The organism is Catenulispora subtropica, from assembly GCF_039531675.1.
In the GTDB taxonomy this organism is placed as follows: domain Bacteria; phylum Actinomycetota; class Actinomycetes; order Streptomycetales; family Catenulisporaceae; genus Catenulispora; species Catenulispora subtropica.
In genome coordinates, this window is record NZ_BAAAQM010000001.1 from 384,484 (window position 1) to 409,945 (window position 25,462).

Here is a 25,462-nt window from a genome sequence, read left to right on the forward strand (position 1 = left end):
CGGCCATGCGCGAAGGTCAGCCGGCCTCCGTCGTCCCGATCTCGTCAGTGTTGACCGCCCCGAGGATCGCCATCCCGACCTCGTTGCACGTCACCGCGGTGTGGCTGGGGATGTAGAGGCTCGACTCCAGGTTGTTGACCGCCCCGGCGGTGAACGCGTAGGCCTGGCCGCCGAACGTCCCCATCGGCGCCCACACCGACTCCGGCGTCGCCAGCGCGCCCGTCGCCCCGAGCGCGCCGAACTCGTCGTGCGGCCCGCCGAGCGGCCCGACCGCCGAGTCCGGCTGGTCGGCCAGCCGCGAGGCGAGGGCGTAGGCGACGCCGAGCACCTCGTCGTGGTGCGAGTACGTCACCACCATCGGCCCGGTGAGCCGGCCGCCGACCAGCGCCGGGCGGAACAGACCGTCGTGCGCGCCGTCCCATTTGCGGGAGAAGCCGTAGTGCGAGAACGCGCCCTGGATCAGGGTGGCCGAGGAGATCGGCAGCGGATCGCCGGCGGCCAGCGCCGAGGCCATCACGCGCGCGCCGAAGCTGTGCCCGGCCAGGTGCAGCCGCAGGTACGGCCGGGCCGCGCGAACCGCCGCGAGCACGGCGGCCAGCCCGCGGCCGACGGCTGCGGAGCGGGCCTTCATCTCGTAGTAGGTGGCGAGGTTCAGGACGTCGGACAGGCCGAACCCGAACTGGCCGAAGCGGTCCAGCAGCGCCTGGGGCTCCATCGCGAAGAAGGCGTCCTGTCCGTCGCCGGGATCGCCCCAGCCCGGGGCCGCGGGCAGCCGGCCGAGATCGGCGCCGAGCCGGTCGCGCACCCCGGCGACCAGGGCCGCGGCGGCGGGTCCGGTGGGGTCGGCGGCGACCGCGGCGGCCAGGGCGGGTGCGGCGCCGTAGCGCTTGGCGGGCCACAGGATCCCGAGGACCGCCAGCCCCGGAGGAGCCCCGCCGCAGCGGGCCATCGCCGAGGTCAGGCCGTCGTAGAGGGCGCGGGCGGTGGGCGCGTCGTCGTTCCATCCATGGGACAGCACGAGCAGGTCGGTCACGTCCGCGCCGAGCGCCAGGGGCGGGGCGGTGCGGCTCTGGGCGGGATCCGACGGCGTCCCGTCGGCCCCGAACGACAACTCGTCGTAAGCGAAGCCGTTCAGCATGGTCACGGGTCAAATGTCCTGCTTGGGGCGGTCCGCGGGAAGCCCCCATACGGTTAATCTGAGAGCGACCATCCAGAAGGAGATGTGAGCCGTGGCCGACGACGTCCAGACCCCCAAGCTCCGTGAAGCGCTCCGCGGCATCCCCGCCTACCGGCCGGGCAAGATCCCCGACGCTTCCGCGTTCAAGCTGTCCTCGAACGAGAACCCCTACCCGCCGCTCCCGGGCGTGCTGGAGCGGGTGCAGAAGAGCTGCGAGACCTTCAACCGGTACCCGGACATGGGGGTGTCGGTGCTGAGCACCGAGATCGCCAAGCGGTTCGGGGTGCCGGTCGAGCACGTGGCCACCGGCACCGGCTCGGTGGGCGTGGCGCAGCAGCTGCTGCAGGCCACGTCGGGCCCCGGCGACGAGGTGATCTACGCCTGGCGCAGCTTCGAGGCGTACCCGATCATCACGCAGATCTCCGGCGCGACGTCGGTGAAGGTGCCGCTGACCGCGGACGAGCGGCACGACCTGGACGCGATGGCCGGCGCGGTGACCGACCGGACCCGGCTGATCTTCGTGTGCAACCCGAACAACCCGACCGGCGCGGCCATCGGCCGGGACGAGCTGGTGCGGTTCCTGGACCGGGTGCCGAGCGACGTGCTGGTGGTGATCGACGAGGCGTACCGGGAGTTCGTGCGCGACCCCGGGGTGCCGGACGGCGTGGACCTGTACCGGGACCGTCCGAACGTCGCGGTCCTGCGCACCTTCTCGAAGGCCTACGGCCTGGCCGGACTGCGGGTCGGGTTCGCGATCGCGCACGAGCCGGTCGCCGAGGCGCTGCGGGCGACCGCGGTCCCGTTCGGCGTGAACTCGCTGGCGCAGGTGGCGGCGGTGGAGTCGCTGCGCGCCGAGGAGGCGCTGCTGGAGCGCTGCGAGGCGCTGGTGCGGGAGCGGACCCGGGTCACCGACGCGCTGCGGGAGCAGGGCTGGACGGTGCCGGCCAGCGAGGCCAACTTCGTGTGGCTGCGCCTGGGCGAGCGGACGGCGGACTTCGCGGCCAAGGCCGAGATGGCCGGCGTGGTGGTGCGGCCGTTCCCCGGCGAGGGCGCGCGGGTCACGATCGGCGAGGTCGAGGCGAACGACATCTTCCTGCGGGTGGCCTCGGAGTTCCGGGACTGAGCGGCGAACGGAACGGGCACCCGCGGATCCTCCGCGGGTGCCCGTTCCGTCTTCACGCCCTTCACACCACCTGGAACGCCGCCATCATCGCCATGTCCTCGTGCTCCAGGTTGTGGCAGTGCGCGACGTACCGGCCCCGGTAGGCGTCGAACCGCACCGCGAGGGTGATCTCAGAGCCCGGTGACAGTTCGACCGTGTCCTTCCAGCCCTCGTCGTAGTCGCCGCTTCCGGAGGCCCGCTTCAGCACCTGGAAGTGCGCGCCGTGCAGGTGCACCGGGTGCCGCTCGACGCTGGTGACGGTCCACTCCTCGACCTTGCCGAACTCGGCCTTCAACAACGGCTTGGCCGGGTCGAAGGACTTGCCGTTCACCTGCCACTCGCCGCCCTTGAGCGCGAAGACCAGGCGGCGCTTCTCGCCGTCGACGACGAGCTTCTCGATGGTGGACAGCCTGGCCGGGACGCTGGACTCGTCGGAGGCCTTGGACGTCACCTTGAACTGCATCACCTTCGCCGTGCCCCCGTCGCCGGCCGCGTTCTTCAGCGTCACGGTCGAGCCGACCGGGTACTTCGAGAAGTCCACGACCACGTCGAAGCGCTCGGCGGGGGAGATGTGCAGGGTGGAGTGCGTGACCGGGGCGGCGAGCAGGCCGCCGTCCGAGCCGACCTGGACGAACTCGCCGCCGCCGGGGCCGTCGAGCTTGAGCTCGTAACGGCGCGCGTTGGAGGCGTTGACCAGCCGCAGCCGGTACTTCACCGCGGCGACCTCCAGGAACGGCCACGGGGCGCCGTTCACCAGGATCACGTCGCCCTGCGCCCCGGCCTTGATCGACCCCTTCATGCCCGGCTTGCCGAGCAGCGTCGGGTCGTCGACCGGGTACAGCAGCTGGCCGTCGGCGTCGAAGGCGCGGTCCGCGATGAGCAGCGGGATCTCACGCTCGCCCTTGGGCAGCGGGAGCTTGTCGTCCTCGTCGTCGCGCACGACGCAGAGCCCGAACAGGCCCTTCCACACCTGCGCGCCGGTGAAGTCCATGCGGTGGTCGTGGTACCAGAGCGTGGCGGCGCGCTGCTTGAGCGGGAAGACGTAGTCGCGCTCGACCGCGGTCATGTGCGCCAGCGGATCGTGCATCGACGGCATGCCGCCCATGCCCGGCATGGACGCGGCCTTCGCCGGGTCGGCCATGTCCGCCAGCGCCTTCGGGAGGACGAAGTCGGTGGGGAAGCCGTCGTCGCTGGGCGGCGTCAGGCCGCCGTGCAAGTGCGTGACGATCGGCACCGGCAGCTGGTTGGTCTGGTGCACGACCATCGGCGTGCCGGCCCGGACGTCCAGGTACGGGCCCGGGAACGTGCCGTTGTAGCCGTAGATCGCGGTCTTGTAGCCGGGCAGGATCTCGACCTCGGCCTGCCGCAGGGTCATGGCGTAGTGCGCACCCTGCGCGTCGGTGCTCGTCGGCGCCAGCGGCTCCGGGATCGGCAGCGGCACGGTGAACGGCTGCGGCAGCTTCGCCTTGCTCTCCAGCGTCCCGGGGTTGATCCCGTCGTTGCCGGGCTTGGCGCAGGAGGCCAGCGCCGGGCCGAACGCCGCGGCCAGTCCGGCGCCGCCGGCCAGCCGCAACGCGCCGCGGCGGGACAGACGGACGGTCATTCGCCGGCCTCCGCGGCCGGCACGGCGGCCAGCGGGCCGGCGGCGGCGGGGCGCGGCTGCGGGCGCATCACCAGCGGCATGAAGGTGGCGATGCCGCCCATCATGATCACGCCGAGCGGGATGTGCAGCCACATGAGGTGCCCGAACCCGGCGATCATCTGCACCATCTCGGCGACCAGGAGCCCCGCCGCGGTGGTGAAGACCGCGCGCGGCACCAGCCCCCGGCGCCAGACGGGGAAGGCCAGGATGGTCATGACCAGGCACAACGTGGCCAGGATCATGGCGTTGGTGGCGTGCATGTCGATCGCCTGGTCCTGGCCGGACAGGAAGAACCCGGCCATGATCGGCTGCACCAAGAACGAAAGCGCGTGGAGCACGGCCACCACGCGCAGAGCCGGAAGCATCGTTACGTCCCCCTCGACGTCGTCTTCTTCTTTTTTTCCGAGATGACGGCACGATGCTGGCACAGGAAGTTGATCTATGCGTCCCTCGTGAGGAGTCAGGAGGCGTACTCCAGCGGAAGTACCCGGCCCGGCGTCCTGGGAGCGGCGCGGCCGGATCCGCCGTAGGCTGGTCCGAATCATGACGAACGACGCCGCCGCCCCCGACCCCGCCCCGCCCCCGGTGGACCAGATCGACCTGGCCGCCGTGGAGGCGCAACTGAACCGTACGCCGCGCGGCGTACGCCGCGTCGCCCATCGCTGTCCGTGCGGCAACCCGGACGTGGTCGAGACCGCGCCGCGGCTGCCGGACGGCGCCCCGTTCCCGACGCTGTTCTATCTGACCTGCCCCAAGGCGGCGTCGGCGATCGGCACCCTGGAGGCCTCGGGCCTGATGAAGGAGATGACCGAGCGCCTCGCGACGGATCCGGAACTGGCCGCGGCCTACCGCGCCGCCGACGAGGACTACCGGGCCCGGCGCGACGAGATCGAGGTGCTGGAGGGCTTCCCCACCGCCGGCGGCATGCCGGACCGGGTGAAGTGCCTGCACGTGCTGGTCGGCCACGCCCTGGCGGCCGGCCCCGGGGTGAACCCCCTCGGCGACGAGGCGCTGGCGCTGCTGCCGGAGTGGTGGAAGGCGGGACCCTGTGTGGAACCGGGGGCATAGCGGACGATGGAAGGCATGACCAAGCGCGTGGCCGCGATCGACTGCGGCACCAACTCCATCAGGCTCCTGATCGCCGACGTCCACCCCCGCACCGGCCGCGCCACCGACGTGGTGCGCGAGATGCGGATCGTCCGGCTCGGTGAGGGCGTCGACGCCACCGGCCGGCTCGCCCCGGCCGCCCTGGAGCGCACCTTCGCGGCCTGCCTGGAGTACCAGGACCTCATCGAGCGCAACAGCGGCGGCACGCCGATCCCGCTCCGCTTCGTCGCGACCAGCGCCACCCGCGACGCCGAGAACCGGCAGGAGTTCGTCGACGGCGTGAAGGGGATCCTCGGCGTCGAGCCGTACGTCGCCACCGGCGACGAGGAGGCCCGCTTCTCCTTCACCGGGGCCACCACCGAGCTCCCCCACGACCGGCACCACGCCCCGTACCTGGTCATCGACATCGGCGGCGGCTCCACGGAGTTCGTCCTCGGCGACGGCCGGAGCGGCGTCATCGCCGCCCGCAGCGTCGACATGGGCTGCGTGCGCATGTACGAGCGCCACCTGAAGAGCGACGGCGCGCCCACGCAGGGGCAGATCAAGGCCGCCCGTGCCGACATCGAGAAGCTCATCGACCGCGCCGCCGAGGCCGTCCCGCTGGAGGAGGCGCGCACCCTGGTCGGCCTGGCCGGCACGGTGACCACACTCGGCGCGATCGCGCTGGAGCTGGAGGAGTACGACTCCGAACGCGTCCACCTGTCGCACATGTCGCTGGGCCGCGTCCGCGACATTTCCGGCCGGCTGCTGGGCATGACCCCGGAGGAGCGCAAGGCGGTCCCCGCCGTGCACCCGGGGCGCGCCGACGTGATCGGGGCCGGCGCGCTGGTGCTGCTGGCGATCATGGAGCGGGTGGCGCCGAACCTGGTCACCCCGGAGGTCGTGGTCAGCGAGCGGGACATCCTGGACGGGATCGCGGCGAGCATCGCCTGAGGGCCGCGGGGCCCGGGAACACCGGGCTCCTCCCGCCCGTTGACCCCTCATCCTCGAAGTCCCGCGCACGGGCGCCGATTTTCTTCTACACTGTGTCGAAGGAACTTCTTCTACAGATTGTCGAATCGGTCTCACTACCTGACACATTGTCGCCATAGCTGTAACGTTCCTCACAGTGTGACCAGCGTCACGAGCGCAATCACCGCCAAACGCGCCCAAATCTCCTCGCCGGCACCGTCTCTTAACACCCGTCACACCGAGCACTAACAAAACGTCTCTACGCTTGAAGCAACCGAAAGAAGCGTCGAACAGGCGGCCTTGGACTAGGCGGCGGAGGCGAGCACAAGTGGGTAAGGCGAGCGGGAACGGCAAGGCGATCCCCCGGATTCTGATCGTTGGCGGCGGCTACGTCGGGATGTACACGGCGCACCGCATTCTCAAGAAGCTCGGCAAGGACGAGGCGCTGGTGACGGTCGTCGACCCGCGCTCGTACATGACCTACCAGCCGTTCCTGCCCGAGGCGGCGGCCGGCTCCCTGTCCCCGCGCCACGTCGTGGTGCCGCTGCGCCGGGTGCTCAAGCGCGCCGAGGTGCTCACCGCGCGGGTCACCGACATCGACCACGAGCGCAAGGTGGCGGCGATCGAGCCGATCGCCGGCGACCCGTACGAGATCGAGTTCGACCAGCTGGTGATCGCGGTCGGCTCGATCGCGCGCACCCTCCCGATCCCGGGCCTGGCCGAGCACGGCATCGGCTTCAAGCAGATCGAAGAGGCCATAGCCCTGCGCAACCACGTGCTGGGCCAGATGGACATCGCGGCCACCACCAAGGACGAGAAGATCCGCCGCCGGGCGCTCACCTTCGTCTTCGTCGGCGGCGGCTTCGCCGGCATCGAGGCCATCGCGGAGCTGGAGGACATGGCCCGCGACGCCTGCAAGATCTACCCGAACATCCGCCCCGAGGACATGCGCTGGGTGATGGTCGAGGGTTCCGGCCGCATCCTCCCCGAGGTCCGCCCCGCGCTCGGCGAGTACACCGTCCGCGAGCTGGAGAAGCGCGGCATCCAGGTCAAGCTGAACACCTTCCTGGAGTCCTGCGTCAACCGCCGCGTGCAGCTCTCCGACGGCACCAAGATGGTGGCCTCCACGATCGTCTGGACCGCCGGCGTCAAGCCGAACCCGGTGGTGCAGAAGTTCGGCGTCCCGCTGGGCGAGCGCGGCCACGTGATGGCGCAGCCGACCCTCCAGGTCGAGGGCTTCGACAACGTCTGGAGCGCCGGCGACGGCGCCCAGGTCCCGGACCTGACCAACCCCGGCAAGTTCTGCTCCCCCTCGGCCCAGCACGCGGTCCGCCAGGCCAAGCAGCTCGCAGACAACGTGGTCGCCCGCGTCCGCGGCTTCGAACCCCGCGAGTACAAGCACAAGCACGTGGGCTCGGTGGCCTCCCTGGGCCTGCACAAGGGCGTCGCCGACGTCTACAACGTCCGCCTCCGCGGCTGGCCGGCCTGGTTCATGCACCGCACGTACCACATGAGCCGCGTCCCCACCTTCAACCGCAAGATCCGCGTCATCGCCGACTGGACCCTGGCGCTGTTCTTCCGCCGCGAGGCCGTCGGCCTGGGCTCGATCGAGCGCCCGCGCGACGAGTTCGCCGAGGCGGCGGGGGACCTGCGCAAGGCCGCGTGACGTCCTGGCGCCTGCCGCACAGCTGAAGGGCGAGGCCCGTCGGAGGTTGTCCTCCGGCGGGCCTCGGCCTTTTGTCGCTCACCAGAGTGAAAGTTTCTAGCTAGGCTAGAAGGGTCCGCTCTAGCCTAGCTAGATTCAGATCATGAAACGGCGTGACCCGCTGAAGAGCCTCAACGAGATCGCAGAGGCCGCCTCAGTCGAGTTCGAGCTCGTCCGCCATGGCGCGAACCACGACATCTATCGTGTCGGCCAGTTCAGTTGACCATCCCTCGGCATGCCGAAATCGCCGAACTGCTGGCCAAGAAGATCCTCAAGGAGGCGAGTCAATGACGGAAGCAGAAGCCCCCAAGAGCTACCGGGCGATCGCCGAACTCGACGGCGACTGGTGGGTCGTCACCGTCCCTGAGCTGCGTGGGGTCTACACACAGGGTCGCACATACGACCAGGCCAAGAGCATGGCACGTGATGCCGTCGCCACAATGCTCGAAGTGGCCGCGAACCGGGTGGTGGTGACGATGGAAGTCCACCTGCCCGACCATGCTGAGACCGCCATAAGCCAGGTGGAACAAGCTCGGGCCGCCCGGGACGAAGCCGCTGCGGCCGAGCAACGGACGCTGGCGGAGTCCGCACGTCGGCTCAGAGCGGCCGGCGTCAAGGTCGTCGACGCCGCGGCTCTGCTCGATATCAGCAAGCAGCGCGTCTACCAGCTTCTCGCCGACTGCTAGCCGCCTGTACATTCGCTCCCGTGAGCAGGGAACTCGAACCCCGCCTCGACCCGCCGATCCGCCCGGTGCCCGGGACCGTGGCCGGCGTCGTGCTGCTGGCGCACGGCGGCAAGGAGCACTCGCATCGGCCGCCGCGCGCCCGGGGCGGGCCGGTGCAGCGGGTGCGGATGATCGCGCGGGCCGTCGCGCCGCGGTTGGGCGGGGTCGGGGTCGCGGTGCACACCATGCACTTCCGGTACCAGGGGTGGAACGACGACGAGCGGGCGCCGGTGCCGGACGTCCGCTGGGCCGTCGAGCAGCTCGGGAAGCGGTACGGGGACGTGCCGCTGGTGCTGGCCGGGCACTCGCTCGGCGGGCGGGCCGTGGTGAACGCCGCCGACGCCCCCGGCGTGGTGGGCGTGCTCGGGTTGGCGCCGTGGCTGCCGCCCCACGAGCCGACGACGCAGCTCACCGGCCGGCGGCTGCTCCTCGCGCACGGCACCCGCGACCGCGTCACCTCGCCCCGCTCCTCGTTCGAGTACGCCGTCCGAGCCCGCGCCGAGGGCCACGACGTGGCGCGGATCGTGCTCCCCGGCTCCGGCCACACGATGCTGGCGCGGGCGCGGGACTGGAACCGCCTCGTTCTGGCGTTCACCCATACGTGCCTGGTGGACGCGGATGCGGCGCCGCCCCGGTACGCCGACGTCATCGGTGGGGCGTTCGGGGCCGGCGGGGCCGATGGTTTACAGCGTGTTCTGATCTCAGATGGACGAGTCCGCACATAGCGTTCCGAACTGCGTGTTAGGTTACTAATGCGTTCAGTGCCAGTGCATTCAGTGCCAAGGCGTTCCATGCGACGAACCTGAGCTCGGAGCGGAGAGATGACCCAGCCGCCCATCCTGCTGATCGATGCCGACCGCTGGCCGGACCTCGCGCGGATTCCGGAGCACCCGGTGCGGGCACGGATCGCGCGCCGGCTGTTCACCCACGCGCTCAAGGACGTCCCGGTGACCGTGGTCGCGCCCAACGGCCTGGCGCTGGCCGGGGCCGGGGTGCCTGGCGGCGGGGGTCCGGTGCTGCGGGTGCGGCGGCCCAAGGAGTTCCTGAACCGGCTGGGCAGGGACGGCCTGATCGGGTTCGGCGAGGCCTACCAGACCGGCGCCTGGGACACCGAGACCGGCGACGAGCTGGCCGCCCTGCTCACCGAGCTGGCGCAGCGCCTGGAGCACCTGATCCCGCAGCCGTTGCAGCGGCTGCGCGGCGTGCAGATGCAGCACATGCCGCGCGAGCAGGACAACGACCGCCGCGGCGCCCGCCACAACGCGCACGCGCACTACGACCTGTCCAACGAGATGTTCGAGCTCTTCCTCGACCCCTCGATGACGTACTCCTCGGCGCTGTTCGACCCGGTCGCGGACGCCGACGGCGCCGGCGACCTGCACGCCGCCCAGCTGCGCAAGATCGACGCGGTCCTGGACGCGGCCGGGGTGCGCAAGGGCACGCGGCTGCTGGAGATCGGCACGGGCTGGGGCGCGCTGGCCATGAAGGCGGCCGGCGAGCGCGGCGCCACGGTGCTGAGCCTGACGCTGTCCGAAGAGCAGCGGGAGCTGGCCCGCCGGCGGATCGCCGCGGCCGGGCTGGCCGACCGGATCGAGGTCCGCCTCGCCGACTACCGCGAGGTGGCCGAGGACCTGCCGTTCGACGCCGTGGTGTCGGTGGAGATGATCGAGGCCGTGGGCCGCCGCTACCTGCCGGACTACTTCCAGGCCATCGAGCGCAACCTGGCCCCGGCCGGCCGGGTCGCGATCCAGGCCATCACCATGGCGCACCACCGGATGCTCGCGACCCAGGACTCGTACTCGTGGATCCACAAGTACGTCTTCCCCGGCGGCCTGATCCCCTCGATCACCGCGCTGGACCACGCCACCGGCACCGCCGGCCTGCGCCTGGCGGCCCGCCGCGACTTCGGCCTCGACTACGCCCGCACGCTGCGCGTCTGGCGGCACCGGTTCGAGGACAACTGGCCGCGGGTCGCCGCCCTGGGCTTCGACGAGGTCTTCCGCCGCACCTGGCGCTTCTACCTGGCCTACTGCGAGGCCGGCTTCGCCTCCGGCTACCTCGGGGTCTCGCAGCTCACCTACACTCGCCGCTAGCCGGGGCAACCTTCCCGCCCCACACTTCCGTATGACTCGTGCCGGCGCCGGCCCGGCATCTACGGAGGGGCACGGGGATGGACAAGTCGTACGAGGCGGAGTTCGCCGAAGTGGTCGCCGCCAAGGGCGCGGCCCTGCGGCGCACCGCCTATCTGATGTGCGGCGACTGGCACCTGGCCGAGGACTTGGTCCAGGGCGTGTTCGTCAAGCTCCATCTGCACTGGGCGCGCATCAAACGCGGCGAGACCTTCGACGCGTACCTGCGCACCACGCTCTTCCACGCCTTCGTCGACACCCGCCGCATGAAGTGGCGGAAGGAGACGCCCGCGGAGTTCGTGCCGGACGGTGAGGCGCCCGGCACCGCACCCCCCGACGACCGCGACGTCCTGGTCGCCGCCCTGCGCCGCCTGCCCCCGCGGCAGCGCGCGGTGCTGGTGCTGCGCTACTGGGAGGACCTGAGCGTCGAGGAGACGGCCGCAGCGCTCGGCTGTGCCGTGGGAACCGTGAAGAGCCAGGCCGCCCGCGGCCTGGCGGCGTTGCGCCCGCTGCTGGCGGGCACGGCCCTCGCACCGAGCAACGCGGACCGCTGACGGCCGCGCGTCGGCGCCCAGTCCCGGGCCGACGCCGGAACCGCCCTCGACACCGAGAACGGGAAACGGAATCGCACCATGACAGACATCGACCACACCGACGACGCCTGGGCCGGCCACGTCTTCGACCGCGCCCGCACCTCCCTCGACGAACCGCACTGGATCCCCGACGCCGCCGCGGCCGCGCGGATCGGCAACCGCCGCCGCACGTGGCACCGCGCCGGCGGCGCCGCCGGCCTGGCCGCGGTCGTGGGCCTGTCGGCGACGGTGTACGGGACGCTCGGCGGATCGGACCGGTCCGCGGACCGGTCCGGGACCGGCGCGACGCCCGGCACCGCGTCGACCAGCCCGTCCTGGCCGACAGCGCGCGAGAAGGAACTCGCCGAGACGATCGGCGACCATTTCTTCGTCACGATGGGCGGCGGGCCGGCCAACGGCGACTTCTCCCACCCCGGCACCGTCCGGATCCCCGACCGCGCCGCCGAGAATCTGGCGAGCCTGCTCAAGGTCCTCGACCCGGACGGCCGCCATCTGCGTCCGGTCGAGCGGGGCCCGAAGACGGTCGGGCCCTCCGAGAACTGGATGACCTCGAGCGTCTGGGCCGCCGGCGCCTGGACCCCGGACGGCAGCACCGACCTGCTGGCCCATGAGGACCCGCGGGCCAAGTCCACGGCGTTCGGCCAGGTCGGCGTCTACATCTGGTCGCCGGGCTCGCTCGGCCGCACCGGCAACGTCCCCTGCGACATCTGGGCCAACGGCGTCGATCCCGAGATGCACATCACCTGGTCCGCCTGCGACAAGCACGAGCTGGCCGACGGCTCGTACGTCGTCACGTCGCATTCCACGAATCTCCCGGCCCGGATCATCCTGGCCGACCGGGTCTTCGCGGACGGCGGAAGGGTGACCGTCGCCGTCTCCGACACCCAGGTCTACGACCACTCGGTCAACGATCACACCACCGCCCTCTGGGGGCTGCTGAACCCCGGGTTCGTCTGGGGCAAGTCGGTGGATCCCATGCCCTGGACCGAGAAGGGCCTCGCCGACGCGCTGGCCGCGCCGGACATCAAGGAGCTGCCGGTTCCCAAGCGGCCCGCCAACCCGCCGACTCCCCAGAAGCCCGCCGACATCGGGACCCTGCCCAGTTCTCTCGTCCTGGCCACACCGCCCAAGGCCGCGCACTGATCACTGATCACCGATCACCGATCACCGACAGGGCCCGGGACAGTGTTCCGGGCCCTTCGCAGCCTACGAGGACCCGCCTCAGCTCCGCGAAGCCCGCACCGCCAACAACGCCAAGTCGTCGCGCGTCCCCGACGACCCGAAGTCCGCCACGGCCTGCCGCACGCGGGCGACCACCCCCGCCGCCGTCATCCCCGAGCAGCCGGCCAGAGCGGCGGCCACACCCTCGTCGCCGAGCATCCGGCGGCCGTTGCGCCGCTCGCTCGCGCCGTCGGTGTAGACCAGCAGCACCTCGCCGGCGCCCAGCTCGACGTCCTCCGCGTACAGCGCGGGTTCGGGCAGCACGCCGAGCAGCGCCTGCGGGTTCGCGGCGGCGCGCACGGTGCCGTCCTGGCGCAGGATCAGCGGCAGCGGATGGCCCGCGCAGACCATCACCAGCTGCGCCGAGCCGTCCGGGCGCGGTTCCACCTCGCCGTACAACAGGGTGATGAACCGCCCGGCGTCGCCGGCGAGTTCGCCCTCTTCCAGCACCGCCTGGTTCAGGCGCTCCACCACCGACACCGGCGAGCGGCCCTCGCGGGCCAGCAGCCGCAGCGAGTGCCGGGCCAGGCCGGTCAGCGCCGCGGCCTCCGGGCCGGTGCCGCAGACGTCGCCGACCGCGAAGCCCCACACCTTCGGCGTGATCGGGAAGACGTCGTAGAAGTCGCCGCCGACGTGCACGCCGTCGCTGTTGGACGCCGCCTCGTAGACCACGCCGATGTCGAGCCCGTCGATCTGCGGCAGGGTCGGCGGCAGCAGCGAGCGTTGCAGGCCGCGCACGATCTCCAGCTGCTCCGCGTACAGCCGCGCGTTGTCCAGCGCGGCCGCGATGCGCGCGGCCAGTTCCACGGCCAGGGTCAGGGTCGCCCCGCCGAAGCCGCCCTTGCCCGGGCCGCCGAGCACCAGGGTGCCCAGCGCCGCGCCGCGCGCCGTCAGCGGGATCGGCAGCGCCTGGCCGAACGGCGAGGCGACCGGGACCGGCCATTCCGCGCCGGTGTGATGGATCCCACCGGTCGGCGGCGGCCGCCAGTCGGCCAGCGCCGCGGCCAGCGCGTCCAGCCGGCGCTCCTCGCGGTGCCAGAGGTGCTCGGCCGCCGGGGACGATGACACGTTCGAGTGATCCGCACCCCCCTGGAACCCCGGGGGCGGAAACAGTGCCACCCAGTCCGCCAGCCTCGGCACGATGAGCTGGGACGCCAGCGCGGCGAGCCGGCGCCGGTCGAGCGTGCCGGCCAGGAGTTCGCCGGCCTGGGAAAGGATCGTGAGCCGGACCGCTTCTTCGGGGCGGTCCCGGGAAAGAGACGGACGGGAGGTGCGTGAGGACATCGCTGTCGAGCCTAGCCCTGCTCGGGGCTCGCGTGCGGGCTAATCGTATGGTTCATCCGTTTCCGCCCGGACGATCTGCGACACTGTGACAGACCGAGAGAACACCGGGCGGCCGCCGCCGCACGTCGGGTGGCTCCGCGAGCGCCGTGAGCCACCCACGTCACGCAGCAGATGCCAGGCCGCCGACGCGCAAGGAGGCGCGGCGATGACGCTGCAATCGGACGTCGGGTCGGACGCCGAGCTGGACCGCCAGCTCGGCGCGATCTTGGAAGTGGCGCAGGCGGTGGCCCGCGGCGACCTGTCCAGGAAGATCACCCTGCCGGGGGGCGTCGACGGCCCGGTGCGCGAGCTGGCCGAGACCATCGACGCGATGGTCGGCCAGCTGTCCGGCTTCGCCTCGGAGGTGATCCGGGTGGCCCGCGAGCTCGGTACCGAGGGCCGGCTCGGCGGCCAGGCCACGGTGCCGCACGCCGAGGGCATCTGGCGCGACATCACGGACTCCGTGAACTCCGCGGCCCGCAACCTGACCGCCCAGGTCCGGGACATAGCGGGGGTCACCACGGCCGTCGCGCAGGGGGACCTGACCCAGAAGATCACCGTCGAGGTGGCCGGCGAGATGCTGGAGCTGAAGGACACCATCAACACGATGGTGGATCAGCTCTCAGGGTTCGCCGACGAGGTCACCCGGGTGTCGCTGGAAGTGGGCACCGAGGGCCGACTCGGCGGCCAGGCCCGGGTGCCCGGCGTGGCCGGCACCTGGAAGGACCTCACCGACTCGGTGAACTCCATGGCCGACAACCTGACGACGCAGGTGCGGAACATCGCGCAGGTGGCCACGGCGGTGGCCTCCGGCGACCTGACGCAGACCATCACCGTCGACGCGCGCGGCGAGATCCTGGAACTGAAGACCACGCTGAACAAGATGGTGGACCGCCTCGGCACCTTCGCCGACGAGGTCACCCGGGTGGCGCGCGAGGTCGGCACCGAGGGCAAGCTCGGCGGCCAGGCCACGGTGCGCGGCGTCGCCGGCACCTGGAAGGACCTCACCGACAACGTCAACGCGATGGCGAACAACCTGACCGGCCAGGTGCGGAACATCGCGCAGGTGACCACCGCGGTGGCGAACGGCGACCTGTCCAAGCGGATCGACGTCGACGCCCGCGGCGAGATCCTGGAACTGAAGACCACGATCAACACCATGGTGGCGCGGCTGTCCGCGTTCGCCTCCGAGGTCACCCGCGTCGCCCGCGAGGTCGGCATCGAGGGCAAGCTGGGCGGCCAGGCCACGGTCGAGGACGTGTCCGGGACCTGGCAGCGGCTCACCGAGTCGGTGAACGAGCTGGCCGGGAACCTGACCACGCAGGTGCGCGCGATCGCCGAGGTGGCCACCGCGGTCACCTCCGGCGACCTGACCCGGCTGATCACGGTCGAGGCCAAGGGCGAGGTCGCGGACCTGAAGAACAACATCAACCAGATGATCGGCAACCTGCGCGAGACCACCCGCCGCAACGACCAGCAGGACTGGCTGAACACCAACCTGGCGCGGATGAGCGGTCTGATGCAGGGCCAGCGCGACCTGGACGCGGTGGCCGCGATGATCATGAGTGAGCTGACCCCGCTGGTGAACGCCCAGTACGGGGCCTTCTACCTGGCCCGCCGGGAGGGCGGCACGAAGGTGCTGAACCTGGTCGCGTCCTACGGCGTGGACCGCGAGTCGGCGGACGTGGCGCCCGGCTTCCGGCTGGGCCAGGGCCTGGTCGGGCAGGCCGCGGTGGAGCGCAAGCCGATCATGATCCAGCACGCGCCGGCCGACTACATCCGCATCTCCTCCGGGCTCGGCTCGGCGCCGCCGTCCTCGATCGCGGTGCTGCCGGTGCTGTTCGAGAACGAGGTGATGGCGGTCATCGAACTGGCCAGCTTCCACCTCTTCGACGAGGTGCACCGGGCGCTGCTGGAGTCGCTGATGGAGATGGTCGGCGTCACCGTCAACACCATCACCGCCAACACCCGCACCGAGGAGCTGCTCGGCGAGTCCCGGCGGCTGGCCGACGAGCTCAAGGCGCGCACCGACGAGCTGCAGATGCAGCAGAAGGAGCTGCGCCGCTCCAACGCCGAACTGGAGGAGAAGGCCGAGCTGCTGGCCCGGCAGAACCAGGACATCGAGGTCAAGAACTCGGAGATCGAGCAGGCGCGGCAGGAGCTGGAGGAGCGCGCGAACCAGCTCACGATGTCCTCGCGCTACAAGTCCGAGTTCCTGGCGAACATGTCCCACGAGCTGCGCACGCCGTTGAACAGCCTGCTGATCCTCGCCCGGCTGATGGCCGACAACGCCGAGGGCAACCTGACCGAGCGGCAGGTGGAGTACGCCGAGACCATCCACGGCGCGGGCAGCGACCTGCTCCAGCTGATCAACGACATCCTGGACCTGAGCAAGATCGAGGCCGGGCGGATGGACGTGCAGCCGGCCCGGATAGCGGTCAGCCAGCTGGTGGACTACGTCGAGGCGACGTTCCGCCCGCAGACCGAGCAGAAGGGCCTGGACCTGAGGGTGCGGGTGGCGCCGTCGGTGCCGGCCCACCTGTTCACCGACGAGCAGCGGCTGCAGCAGGTGCTGCGGAACCTGCTGTCCAACTCGGTGAAGTTCACCGAGACCGGGCACGTGGAACTGGTCGTGGACACCGTCGACGACGTGGTGCTGGGCGGTCCGGAGGACAGCAACGAGGTGGTGCTGGACCGGGCGGTGTCGTTCGCCGTGTCGGACACCGGCATCGGCATCGTGGACGACAAGATCCAGACCGTCTTCGAGGCCTTCCAGCAGGAGGACGGAACCACCTCGCGCCGGTACGGCGGGACCGGGCTGGGACTGTCCATCAGCCGGGAGATCGCGAAGCTGCTGGGCGGCGGGATCCGGGCCGAGAGCCAGCGCGGCCGCGGGTCGACGTTCACGTTGTTCCTGCCGCGCGCGGTCGGGCCGGAGAGCGCGGTGCCGGCCGGCGCGGGGACGGGGCCGGCGTTCGGGACGCTCCCGCTGAGCCCGGGCGGCGCGACCGGCGGCCCGCGGGGCCCGGAACCGGCCCCGACCCTGCCGCTGATCCCGGACCAGCAGCCGCACCCGGACCTGTACCTGCCGGGCATGGCCGCGGCCGACCTCTACGCGGGCGGCGCGGACGTCGCCTTCGACGGCGAGAAGATCCTGATCGTCGACGACGACATCCGCAACGTCTTCGCCCTGACCTCGGTACTGGAGCAGCACGGCTGCACGGTGCTCAACGCCGAGAACGGCCGGGCCGGACTCGAGGCTTTGGAACGCGCGGACGACGTGGCCCTGGTATTGATGGACATCATGATGCCGGAGATGGACGGCTACGCCACCATGGCCGCGATCCGCGAGATCGACCGTTACAAGAACCTGCCGATCATCGCCCTGACCGCGAAGGCGATGCGCGGCGACCGCGAGAAGTCGATCGAGGCCGGGGCGTCGGACTACGTCACCAAGCCGGTCGACACCCCGCACCTGCTGACCGTGATGCGCGGATGGCTCGACGCCGACTCCGGCGTCCAGGGCGTCCAGACCTCCCCCGGAGGATCCCCGGCGTGAACGACACCCCGCACCGGACGCCGCCCTCCGGCGGCGACATCAAGATCCTGCTGGTCGACGACCGGCCGGAGAACCTGCTGGCCCTGGAGTCGATCCTGGGCTCCCTCGGCCACGAGCTCGTCACCGCCGCCTCCGGCGAGCAGGCGCTGCGCGCGGTCCTGCGCGAGGACTTCGCGGTGATCCTCCTCGACGTCCGGATGCCCGGCATGGACGGCTTCGAGGTGGCCGCGCACGTCCGCCTGCGCGAACGCTCCCGCGACACCCCGATCATCTTCCTGACGGCGGCCGGCGACGGCCCGCACCAGACCCTCCGCGGCTACGCCGCCGGCGCCGCCGACTACCTCACGAAGCCCTTCGACCCGTGGGTGCTGCGCGCCAAAGTCGGCGTCTTCGCCGAACTGCACCGCAAGAACCGCCAGCTGAAGGAGCAGGCCGAGATGCTCCGCGAGACCGCCGGCGTGACCCCGCGGATGCTGGAGGAACTGTCGAACCGCCTCGGCGCGATCGAGGGCACGCTGGCGCTGCTGATCGACCAGAGCGGAAGGGAGGGCCCGGTGGGGCGGTTGGAGCGGCGGGTCGTGCGGATGCGCGCGGCTCTGGACGCGGTGCGGATCTGAAGGGTCTGGGCGCTCCGGCGGTCTGAGAGGTCTGGCGGCTCTGGCGCGTCAGGCGGCTTTGGCGCGTCAGGCGGCTCTGGCGCGTCTGGCGCGTCTGGCGCGTCTGGCAGGTCTGGCAGGTCTGGCAGGTCTGAAGGGTCTTGTAGATATTGCAGATCTGGCAGGTCTGGCTGGTCTGAAGGATCCGGCCTAAGCCGCTTCGAGGATCAGGATCCCTCCCGCGATCGTCACCGCGGCGAAGATCCGGCACCGCCCGAACGGCTCGCGCAGGAACAGCGAGCCGAGCGCCGCTCCGAAGATCACGCTGGTCTCGCGCAGGGCCGACACCGCGGCGAGCGCGCCCCGGGTCTGGGCCCAGAGCACCAGGCCGTAGGCCAGCAGCGACAAGGTTCCGGCCACCACGCCGCGCAGTACGTCCGCGCGGCTCAGCCGGCTGAGAGCAGCGCGCAGCGCGCCGCCCTCGATGCCGTCGCCCTCGGTGCCGCCGCCCTCGGCCCCCTCCGGCTGCCGCCGCCGCGCGATGATCACCACGACCGTGGTCGTCATCAGCGCGCTCTCCAGGAGCATCATCCAGGCCGTGTAGCCCGTCGCCGTGCCCGAGTGCCGGACCGCGATGCCGTCGGTCACCGTGTAGACCGCGATCGACAGGCCGGTCATCACCGCCCAGAACATCGCCTTGCCCTGCGCGCGTTCGGGGCGGCCCGCCGAGAAGACCAGGATCGCCAGGCCGCCGCAGACCACGGCGATGCCCGCGGTCTGGTGCCGCGACATCGGGTCGCCCAGCAGCGTCGCGAACCCGGCGACCACGACCGGCGACAGTCCGCGGGCCAGGGGGTAGACCTGGTTGAAGTCGCCGATCTCGAAGGTCTTGGCCAGCATCAGGAAGTAGCCGACGTGCAGCACCGCCGAGACCACCAGCAGCGGCCACGACGAGCGGTCCGGCACGGCGGTGAAGAACGTCCCGGCCGCCGCGATCACGCCCCCGGAGACCGTCATCAGCAGCGAGCCGGTCAGCTTGTCCGGGACGAACTTCAGGATCGCGTTCCAGCTCGCGTGCAGGAGTGCCGCGAGCAGGACCACGGGCACGAGGATCGCGGGCGCGCCGGCCGAGGCAGCCGCCGCCGTGAGCAGATTCACCTGAGGTCCCCCCTCTATGTGCCTGTACTGCGAAGTCGATCAGGACACTGCCGGACCCGTGCTCCCCCGCACAATCAATTCAGTCGGGCTCTGAATGGTCGTCCGCTGTTCCGCGGTGACCGCGGCGTCGGCCGGGACGCCGTCACCGGCCGCGTCCCCGGCACCGGTACCGGCAGCGGCATCGGCATCGGCATCGGCATCGGGCCCAGCCTCCGCCTCCGGCCCGGCGGCGACCACCATCCGCATCGCCTGCTCCCCCATGCCCTCGGTGTCCACCCGCACCGTGGTCAGCGCCGGCGTCAGATCGGCGCAGATCGCCAGATCGTCGAACCCGATCAGGCTCACGTCGTCCGGCACCCGCCGCCCCGCCTCCCGCAACGCGGCCAGCGCCCCGACGGCCATCAGGTCGCTCAGCGCGAAGACCGCCGTCACCTTCGGGTGCTTCTCCAGCAGGCGTCTTGTGGCCTGGTACCCGCCGTCCCGCGTGAAGTCGCCCTGCAGCGCGGTCGTGTGGATGTCACCACCCGCCTCCAGCAGGCCCCGGGTGAACCCCTCCAGCCGGTCGGCGACCGTCACCAGCCCGGCCGGTCCGGTCACGACGCCGATCTCCCGGTGTCCGAGCCCGGCCAGGTGCAGCGCCGCGGCCCGCCCGCCGGCCGCGTTCTCCGGCAGGACCGCGTCGATGTCCGGCCCCTGATCGCCGATCGACACCACGCGACCGCCGCCGTGCACGTAGTCCACCAGCCGCTCGCGCAGCGCGGCGGCCGGGGCGGCGGCCACCGGCGGCGAGCCGGCCACCAGGATCGCCCGCGCCCGCTGGGCGTCCAGCCGGGTGATGTAGTCCAGTTCCAGATCCGGGTCGCGGTAGGTGTTCGCGACCATCACCAGCAGGTCGCGCTCGCGCGCCACCCGCATCGCGCCGGCGGCGATCGCCGAGAAGTACGGGTCGTTGACGTCGTGCACCAGCAGACCGACCAGCGACGTGGTGGCCCGGGCCAGCGCCTGCGCGGGGCCGTGCGAGACGTAGCGCAGCCGCGCGGCGACTTCCTTGACGTGCTCGCTCAACTCCGGGTTCACGGTGCGGGTGCTGCCGTTGAGGACGCGCGAGGCGGTGGCCAGCGAGACACCCGCCGCGTCGGCCACCTGTTGCAGGGTGGCCGCGCCGCGACGGGGCGTGGGTGTTGACCGCTGCGTGCGCACGCTCGTAACCTATCGCCTCAGGAGACAGCGGGAAAGCGCTTTCCAATCGCGGAGCGGTCCCAAGGTGATCACAGTCAGGGCAGGAGCGGGCGATGACGCGCGAAACGATCGGCATAGCCATGAACGGCGTGACCGGACGGATGGGCTACCGGCAGCACCTGCTGCGCTCCATCCTCGCCATCCGCGAGCAGGGCGGCCTCGCGCTGCCGGACGGCCGCACCGTGTGGCCGGAACCGGTCCTGGTCGGCCGCAACGCTGAGAAGATCGCGGCGCTGGCCGCGCAGCACGGCCTGGAGAAGTGGACCACCTCGCTGGACGAGGCCCTGGCCGACCCGTCGGTCTCCGTGTACTTCGACGCCCAGGTCACGCAGGCCCGCGTCCCGGCACTCACCAAGGCCGTCGAGGCGGGCAAGCACATCTACACCGAGAAGCCGACCGCCGAGACCCTCGACGAGGCGATCGCGCTCGCGCGCCTGGCCGACGCCGCCGGCATCAAGCACGGCGTGGTGCAGGACAAGCTGTTCCTGCCGGGCCTGCTGAAGCTCAAGCGGCTCGTCGACTCCGGCTTCTTCGGCCGCGTCCTGTCGGTGCGCGGCGAGTTCGGCTACTGGGTCTTCGAGGGCGACTGGCAGCCCGCGCAGCGTCCGTCCTGGAACTACCGCGCCGAGGACGGCGGCGGCATCATCCTCGACATGTTCCCGCACTGGCGGTACGTGCTGGACCACGTGATCGCGCCGGTCCGCAGCGTCTACGCCGAGGCGCGCACCGACATCCCCGTCCGCTGGGACGAGCAGGGCCGCGAATACCAGGCCACCGCGGACGACGCCGCCTACGCCATCTTCGAGCTCGAAGGCGGGATCGTCGCCTCGCTGAACTCCTCCTGGACCACCCGCGTCAACCGCGAGGAACTGGTCGAGTTCCAGATCGACGGCACCCACGGGAGCGCCGTCGCGGGCCTGCGCAACTGCAAGGCCCAGCACCGCGCCGCCACCCCGAAGCCGGTGTGGAACCCCGACATCCCGGCCACCGAGGACTTCCTCGCGCAGTGGCAGGAGGTGCCGGACAACGCCGTCCTCGACAACGGCTTCAAAGTGCAGTGGGAGATGTTCCTCGCGCACCTGGTCGCCGACGCGCCCTACAGCCACGACCTGTGGGCCGGCGCCCGCGGCGTGCAGCTGGCCGAACTCGGTGTGCAGTCCTGGCGCGAGGGCCGCAAGGTCGCCGTGCCGGAGCTGAACACGGCCGGCGAGTGAGCCCTCTGATGACCAGGTTCACATCACGCGTCGTCTACGCCGCCGCGCATGTCGTCGCCGATCCGAACGCCGACAACGGCGCCGGAAGGCCCGCGGTCCTGGACTGGGACGCCACCCTGCGGTTCCGCGAGCACCTGTGGTCGCTGGGCTTCGGAATCGCCGACGCGATGGACACCGCGCAGCGCGGCATGGGCCTGGACTGGCCGGCGACCCAGGAGCTGATCCGGCGCAGCGGGGCGGCCGCGCGGGCGGTGGGCACCGCGCCCGTGCCGTCCCTGCTGGCCTGCGGCGCGGGCACCGACCAGCTCGCCGCGGGCGCGCACACGCTCCCCGAGATCAGCGCCGCGTACGAGGAACAGCTCGGCGTCGTCGAGGACGCCGGGGCCCGCGTCATCCTGATGGCCAGCCGCGCGCTGGCCGCCTCGGCGACCTCCGCGGACGACTACCTGGCGGTCTACGGCCCGTTGCTGGCGCAGGCCTCGAACCCGGTGATCCTGCACTGGCTGGGCGACATGTTCGACCCCGCGTTGACCGGCTATTGGGGCTCGCAGGACATCCCGACCGCCATGGCCACGGTGCTGGAGCTCATTCACGCCGACCCGGAGAAGGTCGACGGCATCAAGGTCTCGCTGTTGAACGCCGACCACGAGATCGCACTGCGACGCCGGCTCCCGGCAGGCGTGCGCCTCTACACCGGCGACGACTTCAACTACCCGGAGCTCATCAAGGGCGACGAAGCCGGCCACTCGGACGCCCTCCTCGGCATCTTCGACGGCATCGCGCGCCCGGCTTCGCAGGCGTTGCGGGCGTTGGACGACGGCGACCTCGAGACCTACGACCGGCTGATGACGCCGACCATCGCCCTGTCGCGGCACATCTTCGAGCGGCCCACGTTCCACTACAAGACCGGTCTCGTGTTCCTCGCCTATCTGAACGGCCACCAGGATCACTTCCGGATGGTCGGCGGGCTCGAAACGGCACGCGACGCCGCGCACCTGACCGAGTTGTACCGGCTGGCGCGGATCGCGGGCGTCGTCGACGACCCGGACCTGGCCGACAAGCGGTTCCAGGCGGTGGTCTCATGAAGCTCGCGCTGAATCAGGCCACGGTGAAGCGTCTGACGCTCGCCGAAGCCGTGGACGGCTGCGTACGCCACGGGATCCCGGCGATCGGCCTGTGGCGCGACCGCGTCCAGGAGATCGGGATCGAGGCGGCCGGGAAGATCGTGCGCACCTCAGGGCTCGAGGTCACCAGTCTGTGCCGCGGGGGCTTCCTGACCGCCGGGTCCGCCGAGGAGCGTGCGGCGGCCCTGGCCGACAACCGGCGGGCCGTGCTGGAGGCCGCGGGCGTCGGCACCGACGTGCTGATCCTGGTGGTCGGCGGCCTGCCCGCCGGCTCGCGGGATTTGCCCGGGGCGCGCGGCGCGGTCCTGGACGGCGTCGCCGCCCTCGCTCCCTTCGCCGCCGAGCACGGCGTGAAGCTGGCGATCGAGCCGCTGCACCCGATGTTCTGCGCGGACCGGGCGGTGGTCTCCACCCTCGGCCAGGCGCTGGACATCGCCGAGCACTTCCCCGCCGAACAGGTCGGCGTCGTCGTGGACACCTACCACGTGTGGTGGGATCCGCAGCTGGAGGAGTCGGTCGCGCGGGCGGGACGAGGGAACCGCATCCACTCCTATCAGGAGTGCGACTGGATCCTGCCGCTGCCCGCCGACGTCCTGCTCGGCCGGGGGCACGTCGGCGACGGCCACATCGACTTCGCGCGGATGCGCGAGCTGGTGGCCGCCGCCGGGTGGCGTGGTCACGCCGAGGTCGAGATCTTCAACCAGGAGATCTGGGACGCGGACGGCGACCAGACCATCGCCACCGTCCGCGCCCGTCATGAGGCGCTCAGCGCCGCCTCAGGATATTGATCAACCGACGGTGACGTCGTCGTACAGGGTGTACGTCGGGTCGCCCGCGTAGTTGTCGTCGTGCGAGACCAGGGTCAGGGTGTAGCTGTGGCCGGAGGTCAGCGCCTTCGTCACCTGCTTCCACCCGGAGTCGGAGACGCAGGTCTTGGCCAGCACGGTCGTGGTGGTGCCGGTGGTGTTGTCCTTCAGCGTGGCCGTGGCCCAGTCGTAGGTGACGGTGTCGCTGCACACGACGCGGTACCAGAAGGACAGCGTGCCGCCGTTGGTAGCGGTGAAGGTCTGCGCGGCCTTGGAGTCGCCGTTGGTCGGCGAGGTGCTGCCGAGGTCGGCCGCGTAGCTGCCGGAGTGGACGGTGGAGCCGGTGACCGCGGCGCTGCCCGAGGTGGTCCAGCCGGACAGGCTGCCGGACTCGAAGCCGCCGTTCGTGACGACCGAGCCGCCGCCGACCGGGTTCACGGTCCAGCTGAAGCTCGCGGAGCCGGAGGCGCCGGTGCCGTCGGTCGCGGTGACGGTCACCGAGGAGGTGCCGGTCGCGGTCGGGGTGCCGGAGATCAGACCACTGGCGCCGTCGATCGCCAGGCCGGCCGGCAGGCCGGTGGCGGAGTAGGTCAGGGTCTGGCCCGAGGCCGAGTCCGACGCCGAGATCTGCAGCGAGGCCGCGGTGTTCACCGTGGTCGCCTGGTTCGCCGGCTTGGTCACGGTGACGGTGTTGGTGCCGGTGCCACCGTGGCTCAGGATCGCGTGCGAGATCGCGCAGGAGTTGGTGTCGTTGGACCAGCTGGCCTGCTCGGCGAAGGTGTCAGAGCCCATCGTCACGTTGGCCGCGCCGCCGGTGGTGCCGGGCGAGAGCCACGCGCACTCGTCGGAGTTCTCCTGCTGGTAGTAGGAGCTCGACGAGTCGTGGTTCGTCCAGCCGCCGGCCGGGTTCTGGTCCGACATCATCTCGTGCCACTCGTGGCCGAGGGTCATCGTGTAGCCGTCGAGGGTGCCCGCGCTGCCGGCGTTGACGAAGTTCGTGCCGCAGGTCTGGCCGACGTCGATGTTGTACGGCTGGTTGCTGAACGCGATGTCGCCGTAGTTGCTGGTGACGGCGCCGCCGGTGAGCGTGGTGTCGCCGTTGTAGTCGTGCCAGGCGCAGTATCCGGTGGTGGGGCTCTTGTAGTTGTCCGGGTTGGTGCCGTGCGGCGACAGGATCACGTAGTACGCGTCACGGTTCGATGCGGCGGTGGTGTTGCCGAAGTGCGCCGCGGCGTTGACCGCCTCCTGGCCGAGCTGGTGGCCGGTGGCCGCGGACGGCGAGGCCGCCGCGTTGTCGTACCAGACGCCGGCCAGGACGCCGTTGCTCTGGTAGGGGATGAAGTTCGCGTTGCTGGGACAGCTGGTGGCGCCGGTGGCGACGTTGGGGCCGTCGCACCACTGGGTGAGGTCCGCCGACCAGGTCTCGCCGCCGGTGCCGATGTCCTTGAACATCTTCTGGACCACCGGGGCGGCGCCGTTCGGGTCGCCGGTGAAGGTGGATATGCCGTTGGCGTCAGTGCTCTGCGAGCCCCATTGCGTACCGTAGAACACCAGGTAGACCTGGGAGTGGCCGGACTGCACGCCGATGCCGTCGACGCCGCCGCCGTAGGACAGGGTCTCGCTGCCGGACGTCGTCGCCTGCCTGGCGATGCGGTCGCACAGGGTCTGCTGCCTGGTGGGTTCGACTCCGTGCCGGTGCTGGTGCGGCGCGGTGCTGCAGGACGCCGGGTTGATGTCCCAGGCCTGCGCCGTCTGCGCCGAGAGCGCCAGGAGTCCCATGCCGGTCGCCATGGTGGCTACCGCCGCTCCTGCCGCCGCGGCGCGCCGCCGGGTGTACGTGGTCTTCATCTCCGCCTTCGTGGGGGTAGTGGGGTGATGGGTGGCGGAATGCAATCTGCTGAAGGCCGATCGGCGACGCATCGGGGGAAACCCTTGAACACCTTCGGCATGACCAGCTCTTTACCGAGGGCGCCGTGGCCGGGAACACAGCGCGAACTCCCCGGGAACTCTTGTGGCGACTCGTGTGCGCGG

General features: G+C 71.3%; 20 protein-coding genes and 1 pseudogene. 14 read left to right on the forward strand and 7 right to left on the reverse strand.

What is annotated here, in order from left to right; all coding sequences use genetic code 11:
- Positions 1–16: 16 nt before the first annotated feature.
- Positions 17–1,144, reverse strand: coding sequence for a hypothetical protein (locus ABD466_RS01675; protein WP_344655072.1), 1,128 nt, complete (start codon positions 1,142–1,144; stop codon positions 17–19).
- 85 nt (positions 1,145–1,229) lie between these two features.
- On the opposite strand from ABD466_RS01675, the gene hisC reads away from it, so the two are divergent.
- Positions 1,230–2,300: a histidinol-phosphate transaminase gene (gene hisC, locus ABD466_RS01680; protein ID WP_344655073.1), complete on the forward strand. Its 1,071-nt coding sequence runs from the start codon at positions 1,230–1,232 to the stop codon at positions 2,298–2,300.
- 61 nt (positions 2,301–2,361) lie between these two features.
- Here hisC and ABD466_RS01685 read toward each other — a convergent pair whose 3' ends face one another.
- Positions 2,362–3,942, reverse strand: a complete 1,581-nt coding sequence (locus tag ABD466_RS01685; RefSeq protein WP_344655074.1) for a multicopper oxidase family protein — start codon at positions 3,940–3,942, stop codon at positions 2,362–2,364.
- A complete protein-coding gene (locus tag ABD466_RS01690) occupies positions 3,939–4,346 on the reverse strand; it encodes a hypothetical protein (RefSeq protein ID WP_344655075.1) in 408 nt (135 codons plus the stop codon). The genes ABD466_RS01685 and ABD466_RS01690 overlap by 4 nt, the downstream gene beginning before the upstream one ends.
- Positions 4,347–4,540: 194 nt before the next feature.
- Here ABD466_RS01690 and ABD466_RS01695 point away from each other — a divergent pair.
- The 8 genes and pseudogenes from ABD466_RS01695 to ABD466_RS01730 form a co-directional block, all read left to right on the forward strand.
- Positions 4,541–5,049, forward strand: a pseudogene (locus tag ABD466_RS01695) (DUF501 domain-containing protein); the annotation flags it as partial.
- 15 nt (positions 5,050–5,064) lie between these two features.
- Positions 5,065–6,021, forward strand: coding sequence for a Ppx/GppA phosphatase family protein (locus tag ABD466_RS01700; protein WP_344655077.1), 957 nt, complete (start codon positions 5,065–5,067; stop codon positions 6,019–6,021).
- Between the two features lie 346 nt (positions 6,022–6,367).
- Positions 6,368–7,705 (forward strand): NAD(P)/FAD-dependent oxidoreductase, encoded by a 1,338-nt coding sequence (locus ABD466_RS01705; protein WP_344655078.1) that lies wholly within the window; start codon positions 6,368–6,370, stop codon positions 7,703–7,705.
- A gap of 326 nt (positions 7,706–8,031) precedes the next feature.
- Positions 8,032–8,430: a type II toxin-antitoxin system HicB family antitoxin gene (locus tag ABD466_RS01710; RefSeq protein WP_344655079.1), complete on the forward strand. Its 399-nt coding sequence runs from the start codon at positions 8,032–8,034 to the stop codon at positions 8,428–8,430.
- 20 nt (positions 8,431–8,450) lie between these two features.
- Complete coding sequence (locus ABD466_RS01715) at positions 8,451–9,194, forward strand: alpha/beta hydrolase (protein WP_344655080.1); 744 nt, start codon at positions 8,451–8,453, stop codon at positions 9,192–9,194.
- A gap of 96 nt (positions 9,195–9,290) precedes the next feature.
- Entirely contained in the window at positions 9,291–10,562 is a 1,272-nt protein-coding gene (locus tag ABD466_RS01720; RefSeq protein ID WP_344655081.1) for a class I SAM-dependent methyltransferase, read from the forward strand.
- Between the two features lie 77 nt (positions 10,563–10,639).
- Positions 10,640–11,152 carry a SigE family RNA polymerase sigma factor gene (locus ABD466_RS01725; RefSeq protein ID WP_344655082.1) on the forward strand — a complete coding sequence of 171 codons (513 nt, stop codon included), beginning with the start codon at positions 10,640–10,642 and terminating at the stop codon, positions 11,150–11,152.
- Positions 11,153–11,230: 78 nt separating this feature from the next.
- On the forward strand, positions 11,231–12,334 hold the full coding sequence (locus ABD466_RS01730) for a hypothetical protein (RefSeq protein WP_344655083.1): 1,104 nt from the start codon (positions 11,231–11,233) through the stop codon (positions 12,332–12,334).
- 78 nt (positions 12,335–12,412) lie between these two features.
- On the opposite strand, the gene ABD466_RS01735 is transcribed toward ABD466_RS01730, so the two are convergent.
- Positions 12,413–13,696 carry a PP2C family protein-serine/threonine phosphatase gene (locus ABD466_RS01735; protein WP_344655084.1) on the reverse strand — a complete coding sequence of 428 codons (1,284 nt, stop codon included), beginning with the start codon at positions 13,694–13,696 and terminating at the stop codon, positions 12,413–12,415.
- Between the two features lie 205 nt (positions 13,697–13,901).
- Between ABD466_RS01735 and ABD466_RS01740 the strand changes: the two genes are divergently transcribed.
- Positions 13,902–17,294, forward strand: coding sequence for a HAMP domain-containing protein (locus tag ABD466_RS01740; protein WP_425558505.1), 3,393 nt, complete (start codon positions 13,902–13,904; stop codon positions 17,292–17,294).
- The gene (locus tag ABD466_RS01745) at positions 17,291–17,911 is read left to right on the forward strand and encodes a response regulator (protein WP_344655085.1); all 621 of its coding nucleotides are present in this window, start codon (positions 17,291–17,293) and stop codon (positions 17,909–17,911) included. The genes ABD466_RS01740 and ABD466_RS01745 overlap by 4 nt, the downstream gene beginning before the upstream one ends.
- Before the next feature lie 189 nt (positions 17,912–18,100).
- Here ABD466_RS01745 and ABD466_RS01750 read toward each other — a convergent pair whose 3' ends face one another.
- Both ABD466_RS01750 and ABD466_RS01755 read right to left on the reverse strand, forming a co-directional pair.
- A complete protein-coding gene (locus ABD466_RS01750; protein WP_344655086.1) occupies positions 18,101–19,048 on the reverse strand; it encodes an EamA family transporter in 948 nt (315 codons plus the stop codon).
- Between the two features lie 39 nt (positions 19,049–19,087).
- Positions 19,088–20,248: a LacI family DNA-binding transcriptional regulator gene (locus tag ABD466_RS01755; protein ID WP_344655087.1), complete on the reverse strand. Its 1,161-nt coding sequence runs from the start codon at positions 20,246–20,248 to the stop codon at positions 19,088–19,090.
- 92 nt (positions 20,249–20,340) lie between these two features.
- Here ABD466_RS01755 and ABD466_RS01760 point away from each other — a divergent pair, with 92 nt between their 5' ends.
- Genes ABD466_RS01760 through ABD466_RS01770 form a run of 3 tightly spaced genes read left to right on the forward strand, consistent with a single transcriptional unit; the run spans position 20,341 to position 23,413 of the window.
- Entirely contained in the window at positions 20,341–21,501 is a 1,161-nt protein-coding gene (locus tag ABD466_RS01760; protein ID WP_344655088.1) for a Gfo/Idh/MocA family protein, read from the forward strand.
- A gap of 8 nt (positions 21,502–21,509) precedes the next feature.
- On the forward strand, positions 21,510–22,586 hold the full coding sequence (locus ABD466_RS01765; RefSeq protein ID WP_344655089.1) for a dihydrodipicolinate synthase family protein: 1,077 nt from the start codon (positions 21,510–21,512) through the stop codon (positions 22,584–22,586).
- On the forward strand, positions 22,583–23,413 hold the full coding sequence (locus tag ABD466_RS01770) for a sugar phosphate isomerase/epimerase family protein (RefSeq protein WP_344655090.1): 831 nt from the start codon (positions 22,583–22,585) through the stop codon (positions 23,411–23,413). The genes ABD466_RS01765 and ABD466_RS01770 overlap by 4 nt, the downstream gene beginning before the upstream one ends.
- On the opposite strand, the gene ABD466_RS01775 is transcribed toward ABD466_RS01770, so the two are convergent.
- A complete protein-coding gene (locus ABD466_RS01775) occupies positions 23,414–25,279 on the reverse strand; it encodes a putative Ig domain-containing protein (protein WP_344655091.1) in 1,866 nt (621 codons plus the stop codon).
- Positions 25,280–25,462: the final 183 nt, after the last annotated feature.

Bases quoted from the DNA above. Each gene is read 5' to 3' on its own strand.
- ABD466_RS01685 (WP_344655074.1), bottom strand. From the start codon at position 3,942: ATGACCGTCCGTCTGTCCCGCCGCGGCGCGTTGCGGCTGGCCGGCGGC.
- ABD466_RS01690 (WP_344655075.1), bottom strand. From the start codon at position 4,346: ATGCTTCCGGCTCTGCGCGTGGTGGCCGTGCTCCACGCGCTTTCGTTC.
- ABD466_RS01700 (WP_344655077.1), top strand. From the start codon at position 5,065: ATGACCAAGCGCGTGGCCGCGATCGACTGCGGCACCAACTCCATCAGG.
- ABD466_RS01710 (WP_344655079.1), top strand. From the start codon at position 8,032: ATGACGGAAGCAGAAGCCCCCAAGAGCTACCGGGCGATCGCCGAACTC.
- ABD466_RS01720 (WP_344655081.1), top strand. From the start codon at position 9,291: ATGACCCAGCCGCCCATCCTGCTGATCGATGCCGACCGCTGGCCGGAC.
- ABD466_RS01725 (WP_344655082.1), top strand. From the start codon at position 10,640: ATGGACAAGTCGTACGAGGCGGAGTTCGCCGAAGTGGTCGCCGCCAAG.
- ABD466_RS01730 (WP_344655083.1), top strand. From the start codon at position 11,231: ATGACAGACATCGACCACACCGACGACGCCTGGGCCGGCCACGTCTTC.
- ABD466_RS01735 (WP_344655084.1), bottom strand. From the start codon at position 13,696: ATGTCCTCACGCACCTCCCGTCCGTCTCTTTCCCGGGACCGCCCCGAA.
- ABD466_RS01740 (WP_425558505.1), top strand. From the start codon at position 13,902: ATGACGCTGCAATCGGACGTCGGGTCGGACGCCGAGCTGGACCGCCAG.
- ABD466_RS01760 (WP_344655088.1), top strand. From the start codon at position 20,341: ATGACGCGCGAAACGATCGGCATAGCCATGAACGGCGTGACCGGACGG.
- ABD466_RS01765 (WP_344655089.1), top strand. From the start codon at position 21,510: ATGACCAGGTTCACATCACGCGTCGTCTACGCCGCCGCGCATGTCGTC.
- ABD466_RS01770 (WP_344655090.1), top strand. From the start codon at position 22,583: ATGAAGCTCGCGCTGAATCAGGCCACGGTGAAGCGTCTGACGCTCGCC.
- ABD466_RS01775 (WP_344655091.1), bottom strand. From the start codon at position 25,279: ATGAAGACCACGTACACCCGGCGGCGCGCCGCGGCGGCAGGAGCGGCG.